We start from the raw sequence: 18,692 nt of genomic DNA, 5'->3' as shown, positions 1-18,692 counted from the left end.
AAATGGCAGCTTCAAAAATTAAAAAACGGCAGATAGAAAACCTGACTATCGTAGATGCCGATGTAGCAACAGGCGCAGCAATTGCTACAGCTAAACTGGCCGACGGGGCAAACTTTATTCAGCGTGATGGTAGTGTACCCTTCACGGCCAATCAGGACATGGGTGGCTTTAAAATCACTGGTCTGGGTGTACCGGCATCAGCTAATGATGCCGTTCGCCTGGTAGACCTCCAAAATACACAAGCCGGGCTCTCAGGCAAAGACAGCGTAAGAGTTGCTACTACCGCAAATATTTCTTTGTCTGGTGCACAAACTATCGACGGAATATCAGCTGTGGCAGGCGACAGAGTACTCGTAAAAAACCAGACAACTGCTACCCAGAATGGCATCTATGTATGCGCCACTGGCGCCTGGACACGCGCTACCGATGCCGATTCAGCCGGAGAATTAAAAGCAGGTTCGTTCGTATTCGTCACCGAAGGCACCACCAATGCCGATTCGGGTTGGATTTTAAGTACAGATGGTGCAATTACCATTGGTTCAACGGCCATCAACTGGACACAGTTTTCTGGTGCCGGGCAAATCATTGCAGGGGCTGGGCTGACCAAATCAGGCAATACAATTGATATTGTCTCGGCTAGTGCAGCACGTATTGTGGTCAGTGCTGATAGCATTGACCTGGCAGGTTCGGGCGTTAGTGCCGGGACTTATAACAGCGTAACAGTTGATTTATATGGCCGAGTAACGGCAGGCTCAACCAATGCTTATATAACCGTTGCCAATAATCGTGTCACCCGCGAGGCACCTGCGGGTGTAAAAAACGGCACCAATACCACATTTACACTGGCATTTACACCAACCACAGGTACAGAGGAGATATTTCTGAACGGCATCTTGCAGGAGCCGGGTGCAGGAAACGATTATACAATTTCGGGAGGTACCATCACAATGCTGACAGCCCCGGTATCAGACGATAAACTGGTGGTTTGCTACTTTAAATAAGGGTAAATCGAACAATCACTTAATCAATCACTCAATATTCTGAGTCATGGCTAGAACAAACGTCAAAGGGACACAAGTATTGGATGGCTCTGTAGGTAGAGTTGATCTGAATACAACTACTTCTGGCAATGCCGTTATTACCAGGCTTATCGCCGGAAACGGCTTTGCCATTACCAACGATACTGGCGCAGATAGTGGTACAGGCGATGTAACCGTAGCAGCCGACTTAGCTTTTTTAGACACAAAATACCCTTCTATCACTGCAAGCCGCACACAGAACTACGTCTTGGCAGCTCCGGCAGCTGGAAGTGGTACAGCAGCTTTCAGAGCATTGGTGGCAGGAGATATTCCAGCTATCGGAATTTCAGGTATCACAGGTCTACAAACCAGTTTAGATAATAAATGGACTTTAGGAGGAAACTCGCTTTCAAATACAGGTGTATTAGGAAGCACTAACGACCAGAATATTCAGTTAATACGAAACTCTGTAGTTGGTCTGACTTTAAAAGCAGATGGTATTACAGAGGTAAAGAAACTAGCCGTTGGCCGTATCAGCGGTCAGTCGGGCACTTCATGGGACAGCCTGGCAGTGTTCGGAGGAAACGTAACTATCGGTGGCAGGGATTCAGCCACACAAGGTAGCTATGACCTGAATTTAGTAGCGCATACGACAAACGATAATCCGGGCAATGCCTCTCGCAAATCCAGAATCAAATTTGGTTATTTTGATGCAACCAATCTGGTAGATAAGTTCAAACGAACTATCGAATACTGGCGTGCTACTGATGCGCTCGTTATTGGCTCACATAGCACGTTAATAACCGACACAGCCACAACAGCACCTATAGAAGGGAACTCCATTTATTTTGGCTCAGACGGTAGTGTAGGTATAGGCAGTTCTGGCCTGGCTGCTTCCTCATTAAAGATAAGTAAAATCATCACAGGTGACGGACAAGACTCCGGTTACGGGATACTCAATAATGGTATAATACAACCAGATATTTCTGTTACGGCTTATTATAATAATACATTTGCGAGTACGGCTGCTTCGGCTTCAGTTTATAACATTCCCGGGCTTATCCACTATTCAGCCAGACAATTGTCATTTGGTAATAACAGTAGTGTGAGCAATCAGTATGCTTTTTATGCTGATGCAACATTAATAAGCGCGACAAACAACTATGGATTTTATGGAGCTATTGTTGCCAGTACCGGCGATTGGAATGTTTATATGGCTGGTTCAGCTAACAACTATTTCAGTGGCAATGTCTGGATTGGAACCAATGCAGGAGCTTATAAACTGGATGTTATCGGCACGGGACATTTCAGTCAGAATGTTACTTTTGATGCTAATGCCATTTTATCAACCGCACCAACTTCAGGAAATCATCTGGTAAACAAAACCTATGCAGACACCAAACTGTCAGGAACAGGCACAACCAACTATGTGTCCAAATATACTGCAAGCGGTACTCTCGGAAATAGCAGTATTTTTGATAATGCCCAAGGAGTCGGGATAGGGTCAAGTGTTCCTGGCATCAGCACACTGAAAGTCAGCAAGGATATTTCCACTTCAGGACTAGGTGGAGGCTTGGCTATTGGAATCCGGTCAGATGGTCAGGTAGCAAATGATGTAAACGCCACCGCCTATTATTTCCGCTCTGATGCCAGCACAGCAGCAGCAGTAACGAACGTAATGCATTACTCAGCTAATCAGGGCATTTTTGGCGGAACAGTAGGAACACAGACAGGCTTTTATGCCGATGCTTTTACAGGTGGGAGTGCAAATATAGGCTTCAGAGGAAACCTTGCTGCGGCCACTAACAATTGGAATCTCTATATGTCAGGTACGGCCAACAATTACCTCTTGGGTAACCTGGGCATAGGAACGGCAGCTCCGACCACACGCTTATCCTTTGGCTCATTCTGGAACTCAAGTGCAGAAACTGTAGGAATCAATCTAAGAGAAGGTTCAATTGCAGGCACTTTACCAGCTTATGGTATCGGCTTCGGTCCATCCTCAACCGAGGGATACATAAATTATCGTTCAGGAACAAGCAGCAGCGCTCTTTATGGGCACAAGTGGTTTGTAAATGACCTAGAAGTAATGCGTATAAATGGATTGGGGAGTTTGGGGGTAGGAACGATAAACCTGTCAGGATATAATGCGAGGATAATACGAGATTTTAATACGGGAACTGGATACGGAGTTTCGAGTGAAGGTCTGGCTTCTACAGACTCAAGCACTATTACAAATTTCAACTCCGTAATAGGTACAGGAGTAGATGCGAACCCTTCTACTATTCGACATTATTACGCACAACAGAGTTCGAACTGGCAAGGATTGGCTACTACAGTAATAGGCTTTGGCGTAAGCAGTAGTTTGACTGCTTCTACAAATACTTATGCGTTTAGATCAGATTTAACAGCAGGCTCAGGCCAATGGAATATTTTTATGATAGGAACTGCCCCAAATTACATGGCTGGAAGTCTTGGAATTGGTGCAAGTTCGTTATCTAATGTTAACCTTGGTGTAGCCAAAAACATAACAGGCGGGACAACGAGTATGGGTATTTGGTCAACTGGACAGATTCAATCAGATGTTACAGGAGCCGCCTATTATTATCGTTCTGGTTCTAATGTTCAAGATGCAACGTTTACTTTAACAGATTTGTATCATTATGGAGCGTTGCAGGCCAATTTTGTAACATCCGCGACCTTGACACGCCAAACTGGATTTTTTGTTGGAAATCTTACAGCAGCACAAACAAACATTGCAGTTCGAACCCAAGTTGCCTCAGCGGTAAATTCATGGAATATATATGCAGATGGGACTGCAAATAATCACTTTGCCGGGAAGATTGGGATTGGTACAACAACTTTGTCAAGTGCAAATATTATGATAACCTTGCCAATTACTGGATCTGGGACCTATTATGGAATACAAAATTCTGGTATTGTTCAACCAGATGTATCTACCTTAGCAGTATATTTTCGTACAAATGCTATTACTGCAGCTTCAACGTCTTCTTATACAATATCAAACCTAGTGCATTTCGGAGCATACAGGGGCACGTTAGGCTCAAATAGTAATGTTACCAATCAGGTTGGTTTTTTTGTAGATAGTTCATTGGTTGGAGCTGTAACTTCTAATATTGCTTACTACTCTGGTATAGGTGCAGGCATTACAAACTGGGGATTTTACAGTGCCGGCAGCGCCAACAATTACTTCAACGGAAACGTCTGGATTGGTACTACAACCGGAAGTTATAAACTAGATGTCAATGGAACTGCCAGATTTTCAGGAGCAACTCAATTTGATGCAATTCCCTCCTGTGCAGCTGTTGCTACCTCAGGAAGCCATTTGGTAAACTTAACAACATTGCTCCAATATGCTTCCGGTATCCGTTACGACCAGAATAAGGTAAAAACCGTTGCCATGTCTAATATCTCCCTAAGTGGGCATCAGACCATTGCGGGTGTGACAACCTCTGGAAGTGACCGCGTTTTGGTGATGGGACAAACAGACCAGACCAAAAATGGCATATATCTATCAAGTAGTTCAACCTGGGTTCGAGATTCCAACTTCAACGTCGATAGCGAAATGCGTGGTGCTATTCATACCGTTGAATTAGGTACTTATGCTGGTTATAAGTTTGTAAATACAAATAACTCGGCAATGACAGTGGATGGTGCTGGTGCTTCTAATATCACTTATACCGAATTCTCTAACCTTGTTGAAACTGACCCGGTCTTTACCGCTCATGCAGCCTTTGGTGTTACCTCCGGAAGAATAGCTAACTGGGATAATGCCTACACCCTCATTTCAGGATTCACCACAACTAATAATCTGAATGAAGGTACAAACAACCTCTATTTTACCACAACACGCGTATTAGCAACCGCACTTACTGGCTATTCTGTAGGTACAAATGCAGCTCTGGCAGCAACGGATAGCATTCTGCAAGGATTTCAGAAAGTGCAAGGACAACTCAACAATCGGCTGGCTCTGGGTGGAAATTCCGTTAGTAGCGCTATCACAGTAGGTACCAACGACAACTTTGATTTTTCACTCGAAAGAAATAATACTACGCATTTATCTTTACAAAGTGGGGTCTCGAAGTTTTTCTTTGACATTGATGTAGTGGGCAAGGTAAAACTGAATGGAAATACCGGTTCTGACCACCAGTTCATCAAATTCAACGGAACAGTCAATGAATGGGCTACTTTAAATACAGGGGAGTTATCAGACAAAAACGACATTGCTCTATTCAAAGATTATGGAGGTGAAAGAGGCTTTCAGCTATATTCTGACAGCACTAATGCCTATGCCAATGCACTTGTATTCTCAAACCAGGATGCTGGTATCGCCCTGGCGTTACACGGTTTTTCTGTAGATTCTTCTGATACAATCAAAGAATTCGGACTTCAACTTGATACAGATGGTCTTCTTTATCATAAAAAACTAGATGGTTCTCGTAAACAGATTGCTACTGTTGATATGATTTCAGGAGGTGGTGGAAGTAACAGCTGGAGTGGTGGGGCAATAAGTGGTGATATATATGTTCCGTTTGGGAAAAGCATCTGGTGGGATTTTGAAAACACCGGAAGTTTTATCACTATGTATGAAGCCGGGCAATTGCCTATTTCAAGTGCAAAAACAATGTTGATTAATAGTAATAATCACCTAAGTCTCATTGCCTCGCAAACGTTGAAAATAGGCGCACAAAAAATATTATTCTACTCAACTAATTCCGCACCAGTAGAAGTTGACTTTAGCAATGCTAACTCTTTTTCTGATGGACACTACCTGAGATTTCAGAAGTCTACTTCTGGCGGCTTAACCAAATTAACAATAATATCTGCTTAATTATAACAATCGCGGCGGCGAACCGCCAAAAAATAAACAACAATGAAACTTGATTTTAATCAGCCAATCATCGGCTTAGACGGAACTGTAATCGAAGGCTCAAACATGGGCAAAATCCTGGCCGACCAGATGGCTATCAGCACCAAAGGCAATGCTCTGAAAAACTGGGAATGGGCCTTAAAACTCCATAAAGGAGAGATTATTGATCTTGATACCTCAGACCAGACTACAGTAAAAGAATTCATCGAAAAGCATGAATCTCTGCCCAATCTTACCAAAGCCCAGCTATTGCTGGTATTTATCGAAACCGAAAAGAAAACCAAGGCTTAAAAATGGCAACTTCAAAACCCGTATATCAAAATTATGTCTATCAGAATGGTAACCTGTTTTGTGCCTTGTACAATCGCAGGGTAGTAAATACCAGTGGTGTCGCTACGACTCAATGGTATTGGATGCCGAGCAACAAAAGTGGAGACATAATTGACTTCCGGGCAAATGCTTTGAATACCGGGGCAACATATAATTCAGAAGCCAGTGCGCTTCTGAATATACCCTCGGGTTATGGTACACTGGTGGTTGATAGATGGCAGAGCGACAAGTATATTTCAATTATGCCAGGGTTTCCTTTTGAAAATACTGCTTCGACACAAAAAGCCATGTCGGAATTTGTTGCGCTAGGTGCAAATAACATTTATGTACAGGTCGAATATTCTGATATATACAAATCCGCAGCTGCTCAGGCCAATCCACCCCTTAACGCCTGGGACAAGGTAGATTCGATGATTACAATTGCCAAATCATTTGGAGTGAAGGTAAGTTTGATTATCAACCTGGACATGGATGACGATTGGGTTGGCAGTTTCTGGGGATTGGCTGACAATGAAATGGATGAGTGGGGTAAGCCACTCAGAATCGGATATGGTGGCGGACACCCATCATTAGCCAATACCTCTGCAATGGCTACTATCAAGGATTTTTTCACCCAGTTTGTCACAAGGTATGCTGATAGCAGTTTTTTAGGAAATCAGTTCCTGCAGATCATTCCTACGCTCACCGTTCATAAAGAGTTTGGTTATAATTTCACGAATCAATACTATCCTGTTGGCTCCAGCGATCCGGTCAAAGAATATTTTGCGCTGAGCGGTTATTCAAGTGCAACTATATCGGGTTTCAGAACCTGGCTGAACTCACCGTCCAATCCTGATAAATATAATGATAAAGACGCTATGAATGCCGCATGGGGAACAACTTTTGGTAGCTTTTCGGTTGTGACTCCTCCAACCACTGGTAAAGGAGTGCAACAAGCAACATTGGATGACTATGCAATCATGTTCTCAACCAATAGAGGGAAAGACTGGTATAAGTACCTCTCAAGCCTGATGTACAACTTTGCCAATGATCTGAGGAATATTGTCGCCAACATAAACGCTGCAAAGAATACAAATATCAAATTTGTGCTCAAATTTGGAGGTAATTCGCCTAATGATAGTCAATGCCTTTTGAGGTTGACATGGGATGTAGTGAAATGGGGAGATTATTGCGATGGCCTGCAAACGGCTTTTGGAAAAGATAATAGAAACGGTGATGCTGCTATCACACTTGATTATATTCAGAATTATCCTAACAAAAAGCTAACCGAACTCAATCATGGAGATTTTGACAAAATCAATGATACTGTCATCCCTATTGATCAGGTAAAGACTAATATGATTGCCTCTGGAACAGCAGCTATACAGAATGGAGCCAGAGAAATTATATTTATTACTATGGAGAAGTTCAGTGACTATTACAAAATGACAAAAGAAATATTTGCTGAATTGAAACCTTTATTGGCTCAGAATAATGAAAATACCCGAACCGGAATAACGAAAAATACTTTTGTAACGCTCGGAGAATTATTGAGCACTTCAGGAAAAAAAGGAGTTGAGAGATGGACATCAGTTGGAGGCTCTTCTAATAGTAGAGCTAATATTGTACTCAATAATTCCTTAAACGCATCTACAAGCGATCTGCCTTATTCATTATCGCTCACTAATATTTCTACTTTTTATTTCAGGCAATTGGATATGAAAAATAGTGTATATGGTAGGCGATTAGATACTGACACTAGTCCTTATACAGATGTACAGGTTGACTATAATACAAACCGAGTAGGAATGATTGTCTCAACCCATGGTATCACCTATAAGGCAGGTGCTAAGACAAAAAGCACTATTACAATCAAAAGTAAAACTGTTAATCCGAATGTGGTGTGGTTGAAAATGGAACAGACGACTGGCGTTACAGATACGGAAAGTAACGGTGATTATAGAAACAATCATCCTGAGCTCAGATATATTCCGAATATCACTGAAGATTGTCGGTTCTGGTTTCCATTAGATGATTATGATATTATTATAGATGTGCAGGATGCCGGATGTCTTTTTAGTGTAATGAATCCGAATACTTTAGCGCCCAATAGGTTTGTATCAGAAAATAACGTTTCGGCAGGTTCGCAGTCAACAGTTACGGTTCTGAAATCAACTATGTTGACACAAACCAATCCGGATCATCGATTAATCAAGATTAATAATAACCGCAACAGTGATACTCCTTAGAGAGTATAGAAACAAGTTTTATCTATAAAACAGACATTTCCCCAAAACCCCTAAATCTGCCATAATCAACATTGGGTAATAAGCACAAGAAACAGGAACCGAAAAATAAAAATACCTGCTTCTGATACCGAATTATACATAAATTGGTAACGGCAGCGGAGGAATTTAGTGATTTAGCGAATTAGTGATTGAGTGATTATAGAACTCAAGTAATCAGCTGAAACAGTTACTATATTTTAATAATTATCAATTACTTATCATTCACAAGAGCAATAAATCAATTGATTAATCACTAATTCACTCAATTCTCCCCTCCCTTACATATTTATTAACTTTAAAAATTAACCCAATGCCAGACACAGATTTAGTCCGCAAAGATGCAAGTAATGCCTTTTTAGTATTCAGAAGAGGAGATGGAATTGACACCTATTACAAAATTAACAGTGTATCCGTTTTGGTTGATGTTGAAACCATCGGCCGGAATATCGAAGCTAACAGCGCAATCGACCTCGTTGGTTTTGCTCGTACTCAGCAAATCTCGCCCAATATCTTTGATTTTGTGCCACACCCTGAGAGCACTCCCTTACCAGACTTATTGCCACCGCCAGTTGAAACTGCGCCACAAGGCATGGTAAGGCTGAATATCGATGGCTATGCTGATGTTTCCGATATTTTTCTGGATAACGAAAGCTTAAAACAAAAAGATGAAAACAAACTTAATATTCAGCTGGCAACGCATAGCATCAGCCTTGGTGAAAACCTCGGCAATAAACGGAGTAGTGTTGATTATGAAATTATCGACCATGAGGGCAAAGTATGGGTGCGTGTAATACAGAAAGAAGTAACGATAGAAGGTCGATTGGGCGGTCGCTTCGGCAACAATCATCCAGATAAACAATACCTGGCAGGCCTGAACGAAGATTGCAATATCTACCTGCCACTCGATAGGGCTTATAAAATAAAAGCCACCAGCCAAGGCAATATGGACGTAGATTTCTGGATTCATCATCCCTGGAGTCTGGATGGACAGGAAAGAAGAATTTATCGGAGAGATTTAGGTGTAGGACAGTCAGACTCCTTTATCATTAATGCGAATGATTTAAGAAATATGCTTTCTTACCAGAGAGCAATCAAGATTAATATCAACGGAAAACTGTAAAAATATGGAACTATCAGAAAATGGGCTGAAAGAGCTGAAATCATCAGAGGCTTTCAGGGCAAGACCTTATCAGGACAGCGTGGGCGTCTGGACCATCGGCTATGGCAGCACTTATTATCTCGACGGCAAAAAAGTAGCTAAAACAGATAAACTCATAACCGAGCCAGAAGCTGCTCAGCTATTGCTTGATGTATTTAATACGAATTTTGCCAGACATATTCCTGCTCATCTCAATCAGAATCAGTATGATGCACTGGGTTCTTTTATATACAATGTAGGCACAAAGGGTTTCAACCTCTCGACGCTAAAGAAAAAGGTACTGGCTGATCCGAATGACCCAACAATCAAAGCAGAGTTCCTGAAATGGAACAAAGGAACTATAGATGGGAAAAAAGTAGTAATTGCCGGCCTCACCAACCGACGAAAAAGAGAAGCTAAACTCTATTTTACTGCACCCGAACAAGCCTGAGTTGAGTTTCAGCAATGACCAGTTCTGATAAGTTTCTGGCCTCATAAGCCAGGTTTTTAGGTTAAACTACTATCCACACAACTTAAACTCATGTAAACATTCAACACGCTTGCCTCACTCCGGCATTTGCTGTGAGAATCTTTTTACTCCTTATCGGCTCTATTAGGTCGCCATGCTCCAATATAAGAACGCCTGTTTTACTGACGAAATTTACGAGGTAATTGATTTAAAAGGCCCTATCTCTACTATGCGCACCATTAACGATGGTTTTATCAGAGATTGGGCCATTCATTAAATCTTTTCACACACCAAAACTACCTTTTGCTCAACAAAAACAAATCCACACAGAAACTAAAACACAATACAATATCCATGAAATCAACACTCGTAGCACTCAAAGACCAGCTCATGAACCATCCATATGTGGTTTCATTTCTGGCATTACTTTCGGCATTGCTCAAATTCATCCTGCAATCGTGGCAGGTAGATGGCGTGCTTTTTATTTTTCTGTTTGTAATGATAGCCATTGATACCTGGACGGGCTTCAAACTAGCCAAAACCCGCCAAAATTACGATTACAAAATCCTGAAAGACAAATTTCTGAAGAAAGTACTGGGTTACATTATCTTTCTGATAGCGCTCTGGATATTTACAATGATGCTCTTTCTGATGAATTTTAAAGACGGGCAGACCGTCATCCACAGTTATTATCTCAACGTACCCATGATGACCACCATCCTCTTTTTTGCCGGCATCGAATTTCTTTCTATCAAAGAAAACATAACCCAGACATTCGGCATCCGGACACCCGCCTCGGTTGTTGAAAAAGTAGAAAGTTTTATAGGCAGTGGTGGCAAAAATCCGGAAACATTAACCGAACAAAAGAATGCTGAATAAATTGAAACTAATCCTGGCAGGGATAGGCATCATAGGTGTAGTAACAGCCACACTCTGGGTCCAGCATAGCCTTAAAAAAATAAAAGAGGGCGACCAGTTTGAAAAACAGAACAAAGCCCTGCAAGCCACAAACAAGGTATTGACCGACTCGCTCCTGTTACACAAAGAATGGCTCGCCAAAAGCCTGATAGATACCCGCAATGCCACCGAGCTTTATACGCTCACCCGGGGCATGACGGCCTCGTTTCAGTCGGTAATCAAAGTGATGCGTGATAGTGTCATCAGCATCAATCAAGACCGTGTTGCCTTAGAAGCCCGCGTATTGGAATTGGAAAAAGACCTGACAAAGGCACGCAAAAAACGAAAGTTATTATAGATTTTACTTTTTGGGTTTTCAGAAAAAGCCACTTCCTTTGGAGGTGGTGTTTTTTTAGCCAAAGATTCTATTATTAAATTATTCATTCAGGAACCTGACAGATGATTGCGCTTATCCCGCCGGACAGGTCCGAAATAGTAGCCAAACAGAAATGAGTAAGCATAATATTGGTTATCTATATAGGGCTTCGAAGAAGGTTCATATATCCTATTTAATCGCATAACTAATTCCTGATAATCAGGATGCTCTAGCATATAATGATGTCGTATAAAATATTTCGATTGCCTGATACGCTCACACTCTTCTATCAATTCTTTTTTGAATTTCTCTTTATCCTTTTCAAGATGCTCAACGAAATTCAGTGCACACAAAAATTTCGGCTCCGAATATCGTTTATCACAATCAATAATAAATTTTCTTCCTTGTCTGAACAAATCTCCTAACATGACATACAATGTAGCCTTCAAGGCTTTCACAGATTTTTTGAATCGATAACTCGAATCAAATACCTGAGAAGGATCAAGTTCGGTTTGCTTATAGACTTCCGATTTGCTATTGAACAAATAAGTATGTCTATCAAAAAAACCTCCGACGTACTTATCAATTTTTTGGTCTAATCTTGATTGTAGCTCGCAAGAGATCACACCTTTAGTAAAATAAACGCAAATAACCATCAGATCTATCGCTCCGGGAAAAGGTGATTCCCGTTTGAAATAATAATAGCGACCATTTGACTTTACAAATACATATCCCGCTATATTCAGAGATAGAGTAGCTTTAATAGTTTCTGCCAACTGGCCTTTACTTAGTGCTGATTGAGTAGTAGTATTCATTTCATTATAAAGATTTTACACAAAATAATTTAATCACTATGCAGCCTACTTGCGTAGTACTAAGATTATTTGTAAAATCTATAAATTAAACGTCCATAGAATTTCAGAGCACATTTCGTAGTGGCAAAAAACAAAAAAATCCACCCCATCAGGAGTGGATTTCATCATCTATACATTTCGTTTTTAACTAATCGCGCGTTTAATAATTGAGCATTTCTCGAAAAGCTCCAGTTGCTCGAAGGCTCTCAGAAGCGCATCGGCATTTTTTCTGTTCATGGTTTTTAATTTGTGGATATTCGTCGTCAGTTCATCTTCCGGCAGATTATTCCACCATTCAATGCATCTCTCCCAACGTTTATTCGACATCGGTATCTCAACCGGAGGCAGGTAAAACCCATCTACTGAAGCCGTTTTAATAGCTATCAGTGTGCAGGTAAACAGAAAAATCAGAATCACAATTTGCAGAACTGCTTCAAAGTATATTCCTTTAAACATAAAATAAGAAGCAGCAGCACAACAGGCGCAAAGCAGATACGTATATAATATAGTATCTGAAGCTCTTTCGGTTATATAGTCTGTCTTCATGTGTGGAAATATTTACGTATCGTGAATACTAAAAAATTATACCACTTCATCTTTTTGGGTATTTAACTGGTTAGGTTATGATATTTATTTTGTGATTGAGTGAATGTGTGATTGAGTGATTAATTTATCTGACTTTTGATAATTACTCAATCGCTCATTCACTCAATCACTCAACTCTTACTTCCCAATCACCTGCTTGCGATGCGATAGACCCCAGAAATGAAGTTCTTGTAACACCCTTTCCAGCGATAATCCATGCTCGGTGATAGAGTACTCAACCGTTGGCGGAAATGTATCATATACTTCCCGCTTGATGAGGTCGTTGGCTTCCAGATTCTTCAATTCTCTCGAAAGAGTCTTGTCTGTTATCCCGATTACCTCTTTAGTTAGCTGTTTAAAGCGTTTCGGCCCTGTCGATAAAGTAAACAATATCAACAGTTTCCATTTCCCCTCGAGTGCTTCCAGTGCATCTTTAATTGAAAGCATACTCTTAGGACACGTACCATTTTTAAGCATTTCTCGTGTTTTTTGTGATACTATCATTTCTGACAGTGCTATCCATCAGGATAGTACTATCATATGGATAGTAAATATCTGTAATCTTGCACAAAAAAACAAGCAATATTGTATTTTATGAAACAGCACCAGAAACCCTCAAAAATCCTGAACATAATCACCTGGATTTGTCAGATTCTCTTAGCACTCACTTTCGTATGGGCAGCAGGCATGAAACTATTCCAGCCCATCAATCAGCTAGCCGAAATGTGGCCCTGGACAGGCGATAACCCGACACTCACCAGGGTAACAGGCATCTTTGATTTACTCGCTGGCCTGGGCTTGATTTTACCCGCAGCACTCCGCATAAAACCCGTGCTTACTACCTATGCTGCTTACGGAACCATCGTATTAATGGTAGCAGCCAGTATCTTTCATATTTCAAGAGGAGAAGCCCCGCAGATAGGCTTTAATCTATTTGTATTAGTATTAGCTATATTTATTGCGTGGGCAAGAGGCCAAAGGCAAGTATAAAGCAATGAGGCATCAATGCCTCAACCTCTGTCAAACGAGTTCAGCAATTGTAAAATCGCTTGTGGTTCTACCAGCAAATCCATCGTTTCGGTATGGATAATGTTCTGGTTAGAGAGCGACAACAAAGTGCGGTTGAGGCTACGGGTAGAGATACCCAGATAATCAGCCAGATCAACCTTTCTGAGTTTGAGCGGCTGATTGGAAAACAAATAAACCAGTTTCAATATAGAATATTCGAGCGGATAATTTTGCTGATAGGATGCCCGGCTGGCCGTTTGAATCAGGCGGGTAGCCAGGGCTTTCAACACCAGTTCGTTGAAATCCCAGTATTTTTTCAGCATTTCCATAAAATATCCGCTAGGTATTCTATACATCTTTACTTCCGTAATACTCACCACATTCGATAGGCTTGTGGTCTTTTTCAATACCTCCAATTCGCCTATAATCTCTCCTTCACCCAGAAACTCCAGTATAAAATCCTTCCCGTTGTTTTCGGTAATATAGCATTTAACCACCCCGCTCTTCAACACGTATACATAGAATATCCTTTCATCTTGCAGAATAATGGTCTCATTCGGCGCATAGGCTTTTTCAATAATCACCTGCTCTGTCTGAGCCAGTTCCGAAATCAGTTTCAGTAAATCGCTATTGTATCGTATCATTTTCTTTGTGTCGGGACAAATGTCCTTTTAATACTTTCCAAATACCAAGACCTTTGTATCATTCAAGGGCAAAGATAAAAAAAAGAGGCTTTTTTGATAGAATCCACCACAGCCTTTGATGAAGGTATACAGGAACCCTTCCGACACCAGTTCCTGATTTTTAAAGATTAAAGAATGTATGATGTTTAAAATGTTTTTTTCTATTGCGGGGTATATGATGCTCCCACTGTTCAGCGTAAAAAAGACCGATTATGCCCAATTACCCAAAGTAGAGCTGCACCTCCACCTCGATTGTTCGCTGAGCTATGAGGTAGTGCACCAGATTGCTCCCCACATAAGCTATGCCGAATATAAAGAGTCGTTTATTGCACCGGCCAAATGCCATAATCTGGCCGACTACATCAAGCGCGCCATGAAAAGCCTCGAACTGATGCAAACCAAAGAACAACTCCGTCTGGTAACGCTCGACCTGATGCAACGCCTGAAAAAAGACAACGTAATCTATGCCGAAATACGCTTTGCCCCATTGCTACACATCGAAAAAGGCTTAAGCCCCGAAGAGGTAGTGAGCGCCGTGAATGATGCCGTAAAAGAAGGCACAGCCCAGACGGGTGTCGAGGCGGGTATCATCTTGTGCACACTCAGACATTATACAGCGCAGCAAAGTATGCAGACCGTAAAACTGGTAGAGCAATTCAAAGGAACCCACGTAGTTGGCTTTGATATAGCTGCCGACGAAGCTGGTTATCCCATCGATAACCATGTGGCGGCCTTTGTATATGCCAAAGAAAATCAACTCAACGTAACCGCACATGCCGGAGAGGCCAGAGGCGCTGAGAGTGTATGGGAAACACTGAAACACCTGCATCCGTCACGCATTGGTCATGGCGTAAGAAGCGTGGAAGACCCTGACTTGCTGGCTTTCCTGAAAAAGGAAGACATTCATCTCGAAATATGCCCCACCAGCAATGTACAAACCAACGTGATTGCAGATATATCGCAGCACCCGGCCGATAAAATTTATAAAAGCGGCGTTTCGATGAGCATCAACACCGATGCCAGAGCCATATCAAATGTCACATTACAAGACGAATACGAGACCCTTGAACGCCTCTTCGGCTGGAAGAAAGCAGAGTTTCTCCGCTGCAATCTCGAAGCCGTAAAACACGCCTTTATATCAGAAGATAAAAAAGCCAAATTGCGGAAAAAATTGCTGGCGGCGTATAGTGAATAGTCTCAAAATACACCAACGTCCTCCCCACCGTCCAGATAAGCGAAGTAGTGCGTTAACAAGCACTGTGTCACCCCTATACTCGCACTAGAAAGGGGGTGGCACGGTTAGCAGGGGAAAGATGGTCAAACTCCAAAATAGCTCTACGCCCCAAGCCTACTTATCCTTCACAATAAGCCCCTTGATGGCATTTACCACCCCTACCCACATAGCATCCCTCTCTATTTCAGTATATTCTCTAGGTGCAACTCTTCCATTTGTATAATCTTCTAGCAAGCTAATGGCCATTCCTTTATTATGAGCATTAAGAGTTCCAAATGTCAAATTAGTACCTTTGATAGGTGTATTCATCCACTCGCAAGGTTTAATGATAACAGGAATTATTCTTTTACCTTGTTTAATAGCCCTAGGTATTTCATCCTCATAAATATAATCCACATTCAAAAATCCCCTACTAATCAAACAAACAAAATAATCACATTCATCAATTTTTTGTTTCAATATATCATCCCATTGAACGCCTAACTCTATTTGCCTATCATCAAAAATTTCGGCTAATCCTTGTCTTTTTAAAGTTACCATATGTTGTTTAAACTCCTCCTTATACACGTCATCAAATTTAGAATAGGAGACAAATATTTTCTTCATAGGCTTTAAATCCGATAATTCTTTACTTTCAACATTTTCTAAAAGTTCCTTTACATTTACCTCATGATATGGTGGATTGCCACATTCAATTGTCTTCTTATTTAGACTATCTCTTTCTATTAAATTTCCATAATCATAAAAAGTCAGTTTTTTGCTGTTTTTACAGGCTTCACAAATACAAGGCACATATTTTCTAGGTTTGCTACGTTCTGAAAAATAATATTTGCTGTTAATCTCATCAATTTCATCTGTAATGAGGTTAATCAGATAGGATGGTTTATACCCTTTAGCATAAATTTCAATTCGGTTTTTATTTGGCCTTGATAACCATACATTTCTTCCTTTATCTTCAAAAATTACGCCTTCTCTCCAAAGAAACTTACTTTCCTTATCAATGAGTCGATTTAATCTAACAATTAATCGGCTAATAATTCCTTTCGGCATAAAATCATACTCGTAATACAGGCAGACACTTTTTTCTTTATCCCATTCAAAACCCTTGGGTAAGTCTTTAGATAAAAGACTTGGAACTAAATATTGTTCCATCGATTCACTTGTTTTATAACATAATTCAAATTTAAGCATCAAAGCCAATAACTCATCTTGTACATCATTAAATTCTGGTCTTTCCCAAACACTTAATAATTCATCTTTAGTAAATAGTCCATTATTATGCTCACGTGTATGATCGAGCACTTTATAGATAGCATCCAAAGCCCATTGCGGATTGAGAAAAATCATTTTATTAAGTAGGGCATCGTCTCTAAAACGTAGAATAATACCTAAATCATGCAGATAATCACTTAGGAAATCCTGCTTCTCATATTCATTTAAATCTTTACTAATACATATATTTCTGAACTCCTGTAAAGAAATATAATTTTCCTCTCTCTGATGAATAACTTCCCTAATTCTAGCCCATAGTCTAGGTAGTGTTTCACCTCTTACAAACTGAGGTAACCCGCGCATATACTTTTCTATTTCGGCAATAAAATCAGCAGTATTCTGTCTTTCATTCAATAAATCAACGACGGCTAAATCACCTTTAATATTAGGATATTTCAACTGAAAGTTACGAAAAGCCATATTTGCTTGAATATTACCATGTTTGTTGAACAAAATAAGCATAGGGCTATTTTTCGCTAACAATTCCTGAGCAGGAATCCAGAAATCCGTCAAATCGTTTTCATCCGTGTCATTTCTCCCATCAGACACTAGTACATACAGACTTCTTTGTGTAAAAAATAATTGATGGAGTGGATGGTAAATTTTTTGTCCACCTAAGTCCCATATATTTACCTTAAAATGAGGTTTATTTGCTTTGGCTTCAAAAGACCAAGGACTTATCTCAATTCCAATTGTTGTTTCTGTTATTTTATCAGGTAACTTTGCGTCTAAATTTTTAAGTTTAGTAGCCAAAGAGGTCTTACCAGAACCAGCATCACCAATAATCATGAGTTTGGCTTCATAAACCATTTCTTCACCTTGTTGTTCTAAAGCTTCAAACCAGTTAATAACTGCTTCTTTTCCTTGTTTGATAATTTCTAAAGGAGGACTGGTAATTGGGTTTTTGTATAAGTGAATTTCACCAATTCCATGCTCATTTAAATTTACTTCTAATCCTTTTTTAATTAGAGGGAATAAGGGCTTAATATCCTGAATTCGATTTTGGTTAAGGTACAAGGTTCTCAACTCTGTGAGATTTTGTAAAAAATTAATATCTTGAATTTGATTATTACTAAGGTCTAAAAACTGTAATTGAGATAGTTTTTCTAGAAATCGAATACCCTGAATTTGATTAGTACCAAGGTTTAAAAACTCCAACTTGGTCAACTTTTCTAAAAAATTATAATCCTGAATTTGATTAGAACTAAGGTTTAAAAACTGTAATTGGGACAGTTTTTCCAAGCAACTATAATCTTGAATTTGATTAGAACTAAGATCTAAAAACTCCAATTGGTTCATTTTTTCTAAAAATCGAATATCCCTAATTTGATTGAAACCAATATATAAAGACTGTAATTGGCTCAAGTTCTCTAAAAAACTAATATCTTGAATTTGATTTCTGCTAAGAGTTAAAGACCTCAATTGGTGCAGGTTTGCTAAAAATTTAATATCTTGAATTTGATTGGAACCAAGGTTCAACTCTTTCAGCCATGTATGGTTTTCTATTTCTCTAAGCATATCAACTCTAAGCCGCTCAAAATTCAAGTACAAAACAGGATTCTGAGTTCTTTTATTTTCTCTAATTAACTCTAAGGCTGATTCAGACATAACAAAACAGTTTTAAGTATATAGCAATTCCCCAAAAATAAAAACTTCCCTCATTATTCGG

The 18,692-nt window shown here is 40.2% G+C and carries 16 protein-coding genes; 11 read left to right on the top strand and 5 right to left on the bottom strand.

Features of this window, described 5'->3' with window-relative positions:
• The first annotated feature begins 2 nt into the window (after positions 1–2).
• From ACYVFA_RS19020 to ACYVFA_RS18980, 9 genes are all read left to right on the top strand, one after another.
• Complete coding sequence (locus tag ACYVFA_RS19020) at positions 3–1,001, top strand: hypothetical protein (RefSeq protein ID WP_460473436.1); 999 nt, start codon at positions 3–5, stop codon at positions 999–1,001.
• A gap of 46 nt (positions 1,002–1,047) precedes the next feature.
• Positions 1,048–5,871: a beta strand repeat-containing protein gene (locus tag ACYVFA_RS19015; RefSeq protein WP_460473435.1), complete on the top strand. Its 4,824-nt coding sequence runs from the start codon at positions 1,048–1,050 to the stop codon at positions 5,869–5,871.
• Between the two features lie 42 nt (positions 5,872–5,913).
• The gene (locus ACYVFA_RS19010; RefSeq protein ID WP_460473434.1) at positions 5,914–6,201 is read left to right on the top strand and encodes a hypothetical protein; all 288 of its coding nucleotides are present in this window, start codon (positions 5,914–5,916) and stop codon (positions 6,199–6,201) included.
• 2 nt (positions 6,202–6,203) lie between these two features.
• Entirely contained in the window at positions 6,204–8,468 is a 2,265-nt protein-coding gene (locus tag ACYVFA_RS19005) for a hypothetical protein (RefSeq protein ID WP_460473433.1), read from the top strand.
• A 349-nt stretch (positions 8,469–8,817) separates the two neighbouring features.
• On the top strand, positions 8,818–9,627 hold the full coding sequence (locus tag ACYVFA_RS19000; protein ID WP_460473432.1) for a hypothetical protein: 810 nt from the start codon (positions 8,818–8,820) through the stop codon (positions 9,625–9,627).
• A gap of 4 nt (positions 9,628–9,631) precedes the next feature.
• Complete coding sequence (locus tag ACYVFA_RS18995) at positions 9,632–10,096, top strand: lysozyme (protein WP_460473431.1); 465 nt, start codon at positions 9,632–9,634, stop codon at positions 10,094–10,096.
• Positions 10,097–10,268: 172 nt separating this feature from the next.
• Positions 10,269–10,391 (top strand): hypothetical protein, encoded by a 123-nt coding sequence (locus ACYVFA_RS18990; protein ID WP_460473430.1) that lies wholly within the window; start codon positions 10,269–10,271, stop codon positions 10,389–10,391.
• Between the two features lie 77 nt (positions 10,392–10,468).
• Positions 10,469–10,993, top strand: coding sequence for a phage holin family protein (locus tag ACYVFA_RS18985; protein WP_460473429.1), 525 nt, complete (start codon positions 10,469–10,471; stop codon positions 10,991–10,993).
• Positions 10,983–11,369 carry a hypothetical protein gene (locus tag ACYVFA_RS18980; protein WP_460473428.1) on the top strand — a complete coding sequence of 129 codons (387 nt, stop codon included), beginning with the start codon at positions 10,983–10,985 and terminating at the stop codon, positions 11,367–11,369. Before ACYVFA_RS18985 ends, ACYVFA_RS18980 begins: the two co-directional genes overlap by 11 nt.
• An 86-nt stretch (positions 11,370–11,455) precedes the next feature.
• Here ACYVFA_RS18980 and ACYVFA_RS18975 read toward each other — a convergent pair whose 3' ends face one another.
• From ACYVFA_RS18975 to ACYVFA_RS18965, 3 genes are all read right to left on the bottom strand, one after another.
• On the bottom strand, positions 11,456–12,202 hold the full coding sequence (locus ACYVFA_RS18975) for a hypothetical protein (RefSeq protein WP_460473427.1): 747 nt from the start codon (positions 12,200–12,202) through the stop codon (positions 11,456–11,458).
• A 183-nt stretch (positions 12,203–12,385) separates the two neighbouring features.
• On the bottom strand, positions 12,386–12,787 hold the full coding sequence (locus ACYVFA_RS18970; RefSeq protein WP_460473426.1) for a hypothetical protein: 402 nt from the start codon (positions 12,785–12,787) through the stop codon (positions 12,386–12,388).
• A 177-nt stretch (positions 12,788–12,964) separates the two neighbouring features.
• Positions 12,965–13,273, bottom strand: coding sequence for a winged helix-turn-helix transcriptional regulator (locus ACYVFA_RS18965; protein ID WP_460473425.1), 309 nt, complete (start codon positions 13,271–13,273; stop codon positions 12,965–12,967).
• A 147-nt stretch (positions 13,274–13,420) separates the two neighbouring features.
• On the opposite strand from ACYVFA_RS18965, the gene ACYVFA_RS18960 reads away from it, so the two are divergent.
• A complete protein-coding gene (locus tag ACYVFA_RS18960; protein ID WP_460473424.1) occupies positions 13,421–13,816 on the top strand; it encodes a DoxX family protein in 396 nt (131 codons plus the stop codon).
• Between the two features lie 20 nt (positions 13,817–13,836).
• Here the strand turns inward: ACYVFA_RS18960 and ACYVFA_RS18955 are convergent, their stop codons facing one another.
• Complete coding sequence (locus tag ACYVFA_RS18955; protein ID WP_460473423.1) at positions 13,837–14,478, bottom strand: Crp/Fnr family transcriptional regulator; 642 nt, start codon at positions 14,476–14,478, stop codon at positions 13,837–13,839.
• Between the two features lie 214 nt (positions 14,479–14,692).
• On the opposite strand from ACYVFA_RS18955, the gene add reads away from it, so the two are divergent.
• Positions 14,693–15,712 carry an adenosine deaminase gene (gene add / locus ACYVFA_RS18950; RefSeq protein ID WP_460473422.1) on the top strand — a complete coding sequence of 340 codons (1,020 nt, stop codon included), beginning with the start codon at positions 14,693–14,695 and terminating at the stop codon, positions 15,710–15,712.
• Positions 15,713–15,865: 153 nt separating this feature from the next.
• On the opposite strand, the gene ACYVFA_RS18945 is transcribed toward add, so the two are convergent.
• Positions 15,866–18,631, bottom strand: a complete 2,766-nt coding sequence (locus ACYVFA_RS18945; RefSeq protein WP_460473421.1) for a COR domain-containing protein — start codon at positions 18,629–18,631, stop codon at positions 15,866–15,868.
• Positions 18,632–18,692 lie beyond the last annotated feature (61 nt).

This window comes from Emticicia fontis, assembly GCF_054779675.1.
Note: the sequence above shows the minus strand (reverse complement) of the source record. Positions and strands in the feature narration are given on the sequence as shown.

Excerpts from the sequence above, each read along its gene's own strand:
- ACYVFA_RS18995 (WP_460473431.1), top strand. The coding sequence starts at position 9,632 with ATGGAACTATCAGAAAATGGGCTGAAAGAGCTGAAATCATCAGAGGCT.
- add (WP_460473422.1), top strand. The coding sequence starts at position 14,693 with ATGATGCTCCCACTGTTCAGCGTAAAAAAGACCGATTATGCCCAATTA.
- ACYVFA_RS18955 (WP_460473423.1), bottom strand. The coding sequence starts at position 14,478 with ATGATACGATACAATAGCGATTTACTGAAACTGATTTCGGAACTGGCT.
- ACYVFA_RS18980 (WP_460473428.1), top strand. The coding sequence starts at position 10,983 with ATGCTGAATAAATTGAAACTAATCCTGGCAGGGATAGGCATCATAGGT.
- ACYVFA_RS19020 (WP_460473436.1), top strand. The coding sequence starts at position 3 with ATGGCAGCTTCAAAAATTAAAAAACGGCAGATAGAAAACCTGACTATC.
- ACYVFA_RS18990 (WP_460473430.1), top strand. The coding sequence starts at position 10,269 with ATGCTCCAATATAAGAACGCCTGTTTTACTGACGAAATTTACGAGGTA.
- ACYVFA_RS18945 (WP_460473421.1), bottom strand. The coding sequence starts at position 18,631 with ATGTCTGAATCAGCCTTAGAGTTAATTAGAGAAAATAAAAGAACTCAG.
- ACYVFA_RS18985 (WP_460473429.1), top strand. The coding sequence starts at position 10,469 with ATGAAATCAACACTCGTAGCACTCAAAGACCAGCTCATGAACCATCCA.
- ACYVFA_RS19010 (WP_460473434.1), top strand. The coding sequence starts at position 5,914 with ATGAAACTTGATTTTAATCAGCCAATCATCGGCTTAGACGGAACTGTA.
- ACYVFA_RS18965 (WP_460473425.1), bottom strand. The coding sequence starts at position 13,273 with ATGCTTTCAATTAAAGATGCACTGGAAGCACTCGAGGGGAAATGGAAA.
- ACYVFA_RS19015 (WP_460473435.1), top strand. The coding sequence starts at position 1,048 with ATGGCTAGAACAAACGTCAAAGGGACACAAGTATTGGATGGCTCTGTA.
- ACYVFA_RS18975 (WP_460473427.1), bottom strand. The coding sequence starts at position 12,202 with ATGAATACTACTACTCAATCAGCACTAAGTAAAGGCCAGTTGGCAGAA.
- ACYVFA_RS18970 (WP_460473426.1), bottom strand. The coding sequence starts at position 12,787 with ATGAAGACAGACTATATAACCGAAAGAGCTTCAGATACTATATTATAT.
- ACYVFA_RS19000 (WP_460473432.1), top strand. The coding sequence starts at position 8,818 with ATGCCAGACACAGATTTAGTCCGCAAAGATGCAAGTAATGCCTTTTTA.
- ACYVFA_RS19005 (WP_460473433.1), top strand. The coding sequence starts at position 6,204 with ATGGCAACTTCAAAACCCGTATATCAAAATTATGTCTATCAGAATGGT.
- ACYVFA_RS18960 (WP_460473424.1), top strand. The coding sequence starts at position 13,421 with ATGAAACAGCACCAGAAACCCTCAAAAATCCTGAACATAATCACCTGG.